The following is a 9,502-nucleotide window of genomic DNA, read 5'->3' on the forward strand; positions in this document are numbered from 1 at the left end:
ATCAGGGGGTCACGAACCCTTCCGCCCCTCCCCGCCCGCGCNCTGCGGGCTGGCCTCGCGCTCCAGCGGCAGCCCGACAGGGCCGCTCCATCCGCGCAGGGTGCGGACCGGTCCACCGGGGGCGGGCGGGACCGGCGCGCATTGACAATCCCCCCCTGCCTCCCACATGTGACTGCCGAACTCGGTTCCTCCCATTTCCTGCAAGGTGCTTATTTTCATGCCTGTTGTCGTCGTCGAATCCCCTGCCAAGGCCAAAACGATCAACAAGTACCTTGGCGATGACTATACCGTTCTGGCCTCCTACGGGCATGTGCGGGACCTGCCGCCGAAGGATGGTTCGGTCGATACCGAGCATGATTTCGCCATGCAGTGGGAGGTCGCCAGCGACAGCAAGAAACACGTCAAGGCCATCGCCGACGCGCTGAAGGACGACAATGCGCTCATCCTCGCGACTGACCCCGACCGCGAGGGGGAGGCGATCTCCTGGCATTTGCAGGAGGCGCTGACCAAGCGCAAATCCATCAAGAAAGACACGCCCGTCAGCCGCGTGGTCTTCAACGCCATCACCAAGGCCGCGGTGACCGAGGCGATGAAGAACCCCCGGCAGGTGGATATGCCGCTGGTCGAAGCCTATCTCGCGCGGCGCGCGCTCGACTACCTTGTGGGGTTCAACCTGTCGCCCGTGCTCTGGCGCAAGCTGCCGGGGGCGAAATCCGCCGGCCGTGTGCAGTCCGTCACCCTGCGTATCATCGTCGAGCGCGAGATGGAGATCGAGGCCTTCCGCGCCCGCGAATACTGGTCCGTCAAGGCGTTGCTGGCCACGCCGCGCGGGCAGGAATTCGAAGCCCGGCTGGTCACGCTGGCGGGCAAGAAGCTGGACCGTTTCGATCTGGCCAATGAAACGCAGGCGGAAATGGCGGTGCAGGCGATCACCAGCCGCGATCTGCGCGTCACCAGCGTGGAAGCCAAGCCCGCCAGCCGCAACCCTTCGGCCCCGTTCATGACCTCGACCCTGCAGCAGGAAGCGAGCCGCAAGTTCGGCATGGGCGCGCGCCAGACCATGAGCACGGCGCAGCGCCTCTATGAGGCGGGGCATATCACCTACATGCGGACCGACGGGATCGACATGGCGCCCGAAGCCGTCACCATGGCGCGGGACGCGATCAAGGACCGTTTCGGCGGTGATTACGTCCCGAAAGAGCCGCGCATCTACAAGAACAAGGCCAAGAACGCGCAGGAAGCGCATGAATGTATCCGCCCCACGGATATGACCAAGGATGCGCCGTCGCTGAAGCTCGAAAGCGATCAGGCCAAGCTTTACGATCTGATCTGGAAGCGGACGCTGGCCTGCCAGATGGAAAGCGCGCGGCTGGAACGCACCACGGTGGAGATCGGCAGCAAGGATGAACAGGTGGGCCTGCGGGCCTCCGGTCAGGTGGTGCTCTTCGACGGGTTCCTGCGGGTCTATGAAGAGGGCCGCGACGACGTTGTGGATGACGATGACAAGCGTCTTCCGCAGGTCTCCGAAGGGGACGCGATGGACAAGCGCGCCGTCACCCCGGAACAGCATTTCACCCAGCCCCCGCCCCGCTATACCGAGGCGACGCTCGTCAAGCGGATGGAGGAGCTGGGCATCGGGCGGCCTTCGACCTATGCCAGCATCGTCACCACGATTCAGGACCGCGGCTATGTGCGCAAGGACGGCCAGCGGCTGATCCCGGAGGACAAGGGCCGGCTGGTGACGGCCTTTCTGGAAAACTATTTCCGGAAGTACGTGGGCTATGATTTCACCGCCGATCTGGAGGACCAGCTCGACAAGGTGAGTGCGGCCGATGCCGACTACAAGGACGTGCTGGGCCGGTTCTGGCGCGACTTTTCGGCGGCCATCGCCGAGACCAGCGAATTGCGCATCACCGAGGTGCTGGAGAAGATCAACGAGGTGCTGGAGCCGCATCTCTTTCCGCCCACCGAGGACGGCAGCGACCCGCGGCTTTGCCCCAACTGCGGGGCGGGCCGCCTGTCGATGCGCACGGCGCGGTCCGGCGGGGCCTTCATCGGCTGTTCCAACTATCCCGAGTGCCGCTACACCCGCCCCTTCGGCCCGCCCGACCCGGAGGCCGAGGCCAGCGCGATCCCGCCCGAGGGCAAGCTGCTGGGCGAGGATCAGGGCGACGAGATCCGCGTCTTCAAGGGGCGGTTCGGGCCCTACGTCCAGCGCGGCCCGGTGACGGAAGAGAACAAGAAGCCCCCGCGCCAGTCGATCCCCAAGGACTGGCCGCCAGAGGAGGTGGACCTTGAACAGGCGGTGCGCCTGCTGTCCCTGCCGCGCCAGATCGGCCCCCACCCCGAGGACGGCGTGATGGTCTGGGCCAATATCGGGCGCTATGGACCCTATATCAAACACGCCGAAAGCACCTCCGACCGGGGGGGCACCAATGCCAATCTCGAATCCATCGACGAAGTTTTCACCGTTGGCATGAACCGCGCCGTGCAATTGCTGGCCGAAAAGGTGGCCAGCCGTGGCGGGCGCGGCAAGGCCGCCAAACCGATCCGCGAGATGGGCGAACACCCGGACATGGGCGGTGCGGTCAACGTGATGGAAGGGAAATACGGGCCATACGTGAAGTGGGAAAAGGTCAACGCCACGATCCCGAAGGAGATCGAACCGGCGGACCTGACCATGGAACGCGCGGTCGAACTGATCGAGGAAAAGCTGGCCAAATCCCCGGCCAAGCGCAAGGCCGCGAAAAAAGCCGCGCCGAAGAAGGCCACGGCGAAGAAAAAGGTCCCCGCGAAGAAGACGGCAGCCAAGAAGGCGGCGGCGAAGGACTCCTGACTGCGGGCTTCCGGCGCCCCCGCTCAGGTGGCAGGGGCCGACAGGTGGATTTCGCCTTCGGCGAGAATTTTGGACCATTTGGAAGACCGGTGGCCGCGCGGGGCGGGCCGGAGGCCTTTGGCGGATTGCGCGAGGGATTAAAGCCCGCCTTTTCCGATCTCACCCGCGCTGGAATTGACTCTGCGCGGGTGCCCCTTCAAAAGAAGGCGAACCTTTCGTCGCTCGTACTTTCAAGGGGAACATTCTTTCATGAAAAAGGTCTATAATTCCGCCGCCGAAGCACTGGAGGGCGTCCTGTCGGATGGCATGCTGATCGCCTCCGGGGGGTTCGGGCTTTGCGGTATTCCGGAATTGCTCTTGCAGGCGATCAAGGAAAACGGGGCGAAGGACCTCACCTTTGCGTCCAACAACGCCGGGGTCGATGATTTCGGCATCGGCATCCTGCTGCATACGCGGCAGGTCAAGAAGATGATCTCTTCCTACGTGGGCGAGAACGCGGAATTCATGCGCCAGTACCTGTCGGGCGAGCTGGAGCTGGAATTCAACCCGCAGGGCACGTTGGCCGAACGCATGCGCGCGGGCGGCTGCGGCATCCCCGGTTTCTATACCAAGACCGGCGTGGGCACGCAGATCGCCGAGGGCAAGGAAGTGAAGCAGTTCAACGGCGAGGATTACATCCTCGAAACCGGGCTTTTTGCGGATCTGTCCATCGTCAAGGCGTGGAAGGCGGATGACACCGGCAACCTGATCTTCCGCAAGACCGCCCGCAACTTCAACCCGCCCGCCGCCATGTGCGGCAAGGTCTGCATCGCCGAGGTGGAGGAGATCGTGCCGCGCGGCGCGCTCGATCCCGATCACATCCATCTGCCGGGCATCTACGTGCACCGGATCATTCAGGGCGAACACGAAAAACGCATCGAACAGCGCACGACGCGCAAGCGGGAGGAAGCGTAACATGGCCTGGGACCGTAACCAGATGGCCGCCCGTGCGGCACAGGAGCTCGAAGACGGCATGTATGTGAACCTCGGCATCGGGATCCCGACGCTGGTGGCCAACTACGTGGGCGACAAGGACATCACCCTGCAGTCCGAGAACGGGATGCTGGGCATGGGGCCCTTCCCCTTCGAAGGCGACGAGGACCCGGACCTGATCAACGCGGGCAAGCAGACCATCACCGAGCTGAACCGCACCGCCTATTTCGACAGCGCCATGTCCTTCGGCATGATCCGGGGCGGGAAGATCGCGGCGGCGATCCTCGGGGCGATGGAGGTGGCCGAGAACGGTGACCTCGCCAACTGGATGATCCCCGGCAAGCTGGTCAAGGGCATGGGCGGCGCGATGGATCTCGTCGCCGGCGTGGGCCGCGTGATCGTGGTGATGGATCATCAGAACAAGGCCGGCGAATCGAAGGTTCTGAAGAAATGCACCCTGCCGCTGACCGGTACAGGCGTGGTGGACCGGATCGTGACCAACCTTGGCGTGCTGGACGTGGTCGAGGGCGGCTTGCGCATCGTCGAATGTGCCGATGGCGTGAGTGAGGACGAATTGCGCGCGGCCACCGACGCGACCATCGTCTGACCGCTACCCGGGTTTCGTGACATCGCCGGGGGCGGCGGGCCGCCCCCCGCTTCGCGTCCGGCGGGTTCAGTTCAGGGCTGCGAAAACACAGCCGTCGCTGATGAGCTCCGGCGGGGTCTGGCACAACCCCTTGGCCACCTGGAAGGCGGCCAGCACCTTGGGCACATAATCGCGGGTTTCGGCAAAGGGCGGCACGCCGCCGTGCCGGTGTACCGATCCTTCGCCCGCGTTGTAGCCCGCGAGCACCAGAATGGGATCGCGGTCGAATTCCTGCATCAGCCAGTCGAGGTATTTGACCCCGCCCGCGATGTTCTGCCCGGGCATCATGCTGTCGGTCACGCCGAACCGCAGGGCGGTATCGGGCATCAGTTGCATGAGCCCCTGCGCGCCCGCGTGGCTTTGCGCATCGGCGCGCCCGTTCGATTCCACCGTGATCACCGCCAGCACCAGCGCGGGCGAGACATGGGTCCCCACGGTGGAGCGCAGGATGTCGATGCCGTTGCGGCGTGCGATGTCCTGCATGTGCTGCAACCGGGGCGAGGCGACCTGCCCCGAGGCCGCCGTGAGCGCGGCCATGGCGATTTCGAGCCGTCCGGGGCCGGACTGATCCGCGGCGGGGGATATCTTTTCCCAGAACCAGTCGTAGCTGCCGGGCGCCCGGGGCGCGATGGCCCCAGAGGGGGTCGCCACCGCATCGGGCACGGCGGCCAGTGCCGGGGCCGGTTCGATCTGGATGTCGATGCGTCTGGTCACCCCCGCCTTGGGCGGCTTCACACGTTTGGCGGAGAATTCAGGAAACGGCGCGGGCGCCTCTGCCCCGGCCTGCGCAACGGCCAGCCCCGTCGCCAATAGCGATACGCCCAATAAACGAAACATGCTGCCTGCTCTTGTCTGCCTTGACGGCTTTTATAGGGGGAATATTCCACAGATTCCGCGGTTTTCCCAGAAAATTGGCAGAAGAAGATGGCGATTTTGCCTTAATTGAAACCATTCCCCCCGCAAACCGCCCCGGCGGTAGGGGGCGGGGAAAAAAATTTCATTGTTCTTCAACAGGGTCGGGGAAAAACGGGCATTTGTGGCGAAATCACTCAAAATGTCACATTTGACGCCAAATTCATGCCCCAATCCAAGGTCTATATAGCGTCATACCAAGTCGGACATACGCCAATGAGAGAACGGCGAAGAACGGACGGCAGGGTTGGAAATGGAAAACCTAATGATCCTTGGAGGGACATGACATGATGAAATTTATCAAGAACTTCCGCAACGACGAAGACGGCGCCGTTACAGTTGACTGGGTTGTGCTGACCGCAGCCGTCGTCGGCCTGGCCGTTGCCGCCTATTCCTCGATCGAGACTGGCTCGAAAAGCCTGACAGCGAACACATCGACATTCCTGGGCAAGCAGGACCCGAACACTCCCTAATACGACAGTGTTCCTTGCCGCCGTCTTCGCGGAGGACGGCGGCAGTATTCTCCCTTTTCGCAGGCTCCCCTGAAGGAGGCCCCTATGTTTCCCTACGCTCATAAATTCCTGAAATCAGAAGACGGTGCCGTCACTGTCGACTGGGTGGTCCTGACCGCCGCCGTCGTCGGACTGGCCGCAGTTGTCATCCTCACCATTCACGGGAGCACCGGGAACGTAGGCGACGGCATCAAGACATGGCTGGCAAACCGCACGGTCGGATAATTCCGCCCGAAAGGGATGATCGAACAGGCCGGCCCCACTGGGCCGGCATGTTTCGTTCAGGGACATGGCATGGCGGGGCCAGAACGAAATGGCCGGAAATTGGCCCGCCCATCGCTTAATTCGGCCACATTCCCCTGCGATTATCAAAGGCCAGCAACCGCCCGCTCGGCCCCGCCGGGGTCGCAACACAACATGAGGTGAACGAGATGAGAATGATATTCGGAATGGTTCTTCTGATCGGCATCGCCCTCGCGGGGGGCGCTGTCTTTCTAGCAAAGGATCAGATCGCCCAGTACCAAATCGCCAACGCGCAGGCGCAGGAAGCGCTTGCCAAGGTGGTGCCGACCAAGACCGTCTGGGTGGCGGAAAAGCCGCTGGTCTATGGCCAGCCCCTGACCCGTGAAGACGTGCGCGCCGTGGATTGGCCGGAAAACGCCATCCCCGAAGGCGCTTTCCACGCCGAGACGGAGCTTTTCCCCGAGGGGTCGGAAGAACATCGCGTGGTACTGCGCCCCATCGAAACGCATGAGGCGATCCTGGCGGTGAAGGTCACCGAACCGGGCGAGGATTCGGGCCTCACCTCGCGGTTGGAGCGGGGGATGCGCGCCTTCACCATCAAGGTGGACGTGTCTTCGGGCGTTAGCGGTTTCCTGCGCCCCGGTGACCGGGTGGATGTCTACTGGACGGGTAACATCAACATCCCGGGCCAGAATTCCAATGGCGATGTGACCAAGCTGATCGAAGCGGGCGTACGGCTCATTGCGGTGGACCAGAACGCGGATGCCCGGGTGGGCGAGGCGAGCATCGCCCGCACCGTGACGGTTGCCGTCAGCCCAGCGCAGGTGGCCGCATTGGCACAGGCGCAATCGACGGGCGCGCTGTCGCTGTCGCTGGTCGGCGTCAATGACGATACGGTTGCCGGTGCGATCGAAGTGGACCAGCGTTCGCTGCTGGGACTGGTCGCGCAGGAGCAACAGGCCGAGGTCCAGAAAGAGCGTGTCTGCACCATCCGTACCCGCCGCGGTGCCGAAGTGGTGGAGATACCGATCCCCTGCACCAATTGATTTTGGCGTGTTTCCACTGCGGGGCGTCGCGCATGCAGCGTGGCGCCCCCTGCTCGTGGAAAGGGAAATTATGTTGCCGTTTGTCCACAGGCTGCGGGGGCGGCGGCGTTGATTCTTGCAAATATGGCAAAACGCGCGCAAGGTTCGGGGAATGAAGGGCGAAAAGACCCACTTCCGAGGCGTGATCACAAAGGCAGGTCACATGAAAATCGACAGATTTCTAAAGGCGGCTCTTCTGGGGCTGACATTGTGCGCCGCGCCACTGGTTACCCTTTCTCCCTCTTCCGCTGCGGCGGATACGCTGCGCGTGGTCAACCGGGGCACCAACGCGCCGCTGAACGTGCCGATGAACCGCGCGGTGGTTGTGGAAAGCGACATTCCCTTCGCGGAACTCAGCATCGCCAATCCGGGCATCGCCGATATCTCCTCCCTCTCCGACCGGACGATCTATGTGCTGGGTAAATCCCCCGGCCTGACGACGCTGACGCTGCTGGATGCGGCGGGGCAGCTGATCACCAACGTGGACGTGCGCGTGGCGGCGGATGTGTCGGAGTTCAAGGAACGACTGCGCCAGATCCTGCCCGGTGAACGGATCGAAGTGCGCACCGCCAATGACGGCATCGTGCTGTCGGGCATCGTGTCGTCGACCCAGCGGTTGCAACGCGCGCTGGATCTGGCGGAACGCTATGCGCCGGAGCGGGTGTCCAACCTGATGAGCGTGGGTGGCATCCAGCAGGTGATGATCAAGGTCCGTTTCGCGGAAATGCAGCGCAATGTGTCCAAATCGCTCAGCGCGTCGCTGTCGCTCAACGGGGCGATCGGCGGCACGGGGATCAACGGCGGCACCGGTACGACGACCACATCGGGCGGCATCGCCAATTCGATGGCCGGCAACGTCCCGGCCAACAACGCCAATGCCGGCGCGGTGCTGTTCGGGTTCAACGCGGGTTCCACGCAGGTGGGCCTGCTGCTTGAGGCGCTGGAGCAGAAGGGCGTCGTACGCTTTCTGGCGGAGCCGAACCTTGTGGCCCTTTCGGGGCAGGAGGCGACGTTCCTCGCCGGGGGTGAATACCCCGTGCCGGTGGCCCAGACCGGCGACCGCATCTCGGTGGAATTCAAGCCCTTCGGCGTCGAACTGGCTTTCATCCCGCGGGTCGTGGACAAGGACCTGATCAACCTCGAACTCAACGCCGCCGTTTCGGCCATCGACCCGTCGAACAGCCTTGCCGTGGGCAACGGGATCGAGATTTCCGCGTTCTCCCGGCGCGAAACCTCCACCACGGTGGAAATGCGTGACGGCGAAAGCTTTGCCATCGCGGGCCTGCTGACCGATGATTTCACCGACAGCACCAGCCAGTTGCCGTGGATCGGCGATGTGCCCGTGCTGGGCGCGCTGTTCCGGTCGGCGAACTATCGGCGCAACCAGACCGAACTGGTGATCATCATCACGGCGCATCTGGTCACGCCCACGCGGGGCGAGGCGCTGGCCCTGCCCACCGACCGCATCAAGCCCCCCACCGAAAAGGATCTGTTCCTGAACGGACGCACATCGCAAACCGCGCGCACCCCGACGAACGGCGCCGCGGGAGAGGTGGCGCGGCAGGATTTCGGCGGCTCCTATGGCTACGTACTGGACTGATCGGATGGCACGCAGCATCACCGCATCCGCCAAATTGCTGGGTCTCGGCGCGGCGCTGGTCGCCGGGCTTGGCTGCACACCGAGCGCCGACCCGCTGCGCACCCAGTTCCACCGCGAGGCGGGTGCGATGGTGGATAGCGGCACATTCGGCAATGCGACGCTGAACAACCGGCTGGTGATGACGGGCGAGCTGGGCCATACCCATAACCTCGCGAACCGCTTTGCCAGCGAAGTCACCTCTGTCGTGACCTTCGCGTTCAATTCCGCAGCACTTTCGCCCGAGGCGCAGGCGATCCTGCGCCAGCAGGCATCCTGGATACGGCAGTTCCCCGAAGTCCGCTTCCGGGTTTATGGGCATACCGATCTTGTGGGTTCGCAAAGCTACAACAAGGCGCTGGGTCTGCGCCGTGCCAAAGCGGTGGTGGCCTTTCTGGCCGCGCAGGGCATCAGCACCTCCCGGTTGGAGGCGCTCGTTTCCTTCGGTGAAACGCAGCCCCTGATCGTGACGCAGGGCCGCGAGCGGCGCAACCGGCGTACCGTGACGGAGGTGAGCGGCTTTGTCGGCAACCACCCCACGGTGCTGGACGGCAAATATGCGCAGATCATCTACCGCGAATATGTGGCGAGCGCCGTTCCACAGAGCCAGCTTTCCGCCGGACAGACCGCTCTCGTGACCGAATAACGCGCTTTCGGCGC

General features: G+C 63.7%; 9 protein-coding genes. 8 read left to right on the top strand and 1 reads right to left on the bottom strand.

All coding sequences use genetic code 11. The features are described 5' to 3' along the window. The first annotated feature begins 217 nt into the window (after positions 1-217). From topA to A3728_RS01655, 3 genes are all read left to right on the top strand, one after another. Positions 218-2,836: a type I DNA topoisomerase gene (gene topA, locus A3728_RS01645; protein WP_067919683.1), complete on the top strand. Its 2,619-nt coding sequence runs from the start codon at positions 218-220 to the stop codon at positions 2,834-2,836. A 249-nt stretch (positions 2,837-3,085) separates the two neighbouring features. Continuing rightward, complete coding sequence (locus tag A3728_RS01650) at positions 3,086-3,790, top strand: CoA transferase subunit A (RefSeq protein ID WP_067919685.1); 705 nt, start codon at positions 3,086-3,088, stop codon at positions 3,788-3,790. A gap of 1 nt (position 3,791) precedes the next feature. Beyond that, positions 3,792-4,415 carry a 3-oxoacid CoA-transferase subunit B gene (locus A3728_RS01655; RefSeq protein ID WP_067919687.1) on the top strand — a complete coding sequence of 208 codons (624 nt, stop codon included), beginning with the start codon at positions 3,792-3,794 and terminating at the stop codon, positions 4,413-4,415. A 66-nt stretch (positions 4,416-4,481) separates the two neighbouring features. On the opposite strand, the gene A3728_RS01660 is transcribed toward A3728_RS01655, so the two are convergent. Then, the gene (locus A3728_RS01660) at positions 4,482-5,291 is read right to left on the bottom strand and encodes a lytic transglycosylase domain-containing protein (RefSeq protein ID WP_201722127.1); all 810 of its coding nucleotides are present in this window, start codon (positions 5,289-5,291) and stop codon (positions 4,482-4,484) included. A 362-nt stretch (positions 5,292-5,653) separates the two neighbouring features. Here A3728_RS01660 and A3728_RS01665 point away from each other — a divergent pair, with 362 nt between their 5' ends. The 5 genes from A3728_RS01665 (at position 5,654) to A3728_RS01685 (ending at position 9,488) form a co-directional block, all read left to right on the top strand. Further along, on the top strand, positions 5,654-5,839 hold the full coding sequence (locus A3728_RS01665; protein ID WP_067919688.1) for a Flp family type IVb pilin: 186 nt from the start codon (positions 5,654-5,656) through the stop codon (positions 5,837-5,839). Positions 5,840-5,923: 84 nt separating this feature from the next. Next, positions 5,924-6,103, top strand: coding sequence for a hypothetical protein (locus A3728_RS01670; RefSeq protein ID WP_067919689.1), 180 nt, complete (start codon positions 5,924-5,926; stop codon positions 6,101-6,103). 206 nt (positions 6,104-6,309) lie between these two features. Continuing rightward, complete coding sequence (cpaB, locus tag A3728_RS01675; protein WP_067919690.1) at positions 6,310-7,167, top strand: Flp pilus assembly protein CpaB; 858 nt, start codon at positions 6,310-6,312, stop codon at positions 7,165-7,167. 202 nt (positions 7,168-7,369) lie between these two features. Then, positions 7,370-8,806 carry a type II and III secretion system protein family protein gene (locus A3728_RS01680; RefSeq protein WP_067919694.1) on the top strand — a complete coding sequence of 479 codons (1,437 nt, stop codon included), beginning with the start codon at positions 7,370-7,372 and terminating at the stop codon, positions 8,804-8,806. 4 nt (positions 8,807-8,810) lie between these two features. Further along, entirely contained in the window at positions 8,811-9,488 is a 678-nt protein-coding gene (locus tag A3728_RS01685) for an OmpA family protein (RefSeq protein ID WP_082850935.1), read from the top strand. Positions 9,489-9,502: the final 14 nt, after the last annotated feature.

The organism is Sulfitobacter sp. HI0040 (genome assembly GCF_001634885.1).
Taxonomy (GTDB): domain Bacteria; phylum Pseudomonadota; class Alphaproteobacteria; order Rhodobacterales; family Rhodobacteraceae; genus Sulfitobacter.

Excerpts from the sequence above, each read along its gene's own strand:
- topA (WP_067919683.1), top strand. The coding sequence starts at position 218 with ATGCCTGTTGTCGTCGTCGAATCCCCTGCCAAGGCCAAAACGATCAAC.
- A3728_RS01650 (WP_067919685.1), top strand. The coding sequence starts at position 3,086 with ATGAAAAAGGTCTATAATTCCGCCGCCGAAGCACTGGAGGGCGTCCTG.
- A3728_RS01655 (WP_067919687.1), top strand. The coding sequence starts at position 3,792 with ATGGCCTGGGACCGTAACCAGATGGCCGCCCGTGCGGCACAGGAGCTC.
- A3728_RS01660 (WP_201722127.1), bottom strand. The coding sequence starts at position 5,291 with ATGTTTCGTTTATTGGGCGTATCGCTATTGGCGACGGGGCTGGCCGTT.
- A3728_RS01665 (WP_067919688.1), top strand. The coding sequence starts at position 5,654 with ATGATGAAATTTATCAAGAACTTCCGCAACGACGAAGACGGCGCCGTT.
- A3728_RS01670 (WP_067919689.1), top strand. The coding sequence starts at position 5,924 with ATGTTTCCCTACGCTCATAAATTCCTGAAATCAGAAGACGGTGCCGTC.
- cpaB (WP_067919690.1), top strand. The coding sequence starts at position 6,310 with ATGAGAATGATATTCGGAATGGTTCTTCTGATCGGCATCGCCCTCGCG.
- A3728_RS01680 (WP_067919694.1), top strand. The coding sequence starts at position 7,370 with ATGAAAATCGACAGATTTCTAAAGGCGGCTCTTCTGGGGCTGACATTG.
- A3728_RS01685 (WP_082850935.1), top strand. The coding sequence starts at position 8,811 with ATGGCACGCAGCATCACCGCATCCGCCAAATTGCTGGGTCTCGGCGCG.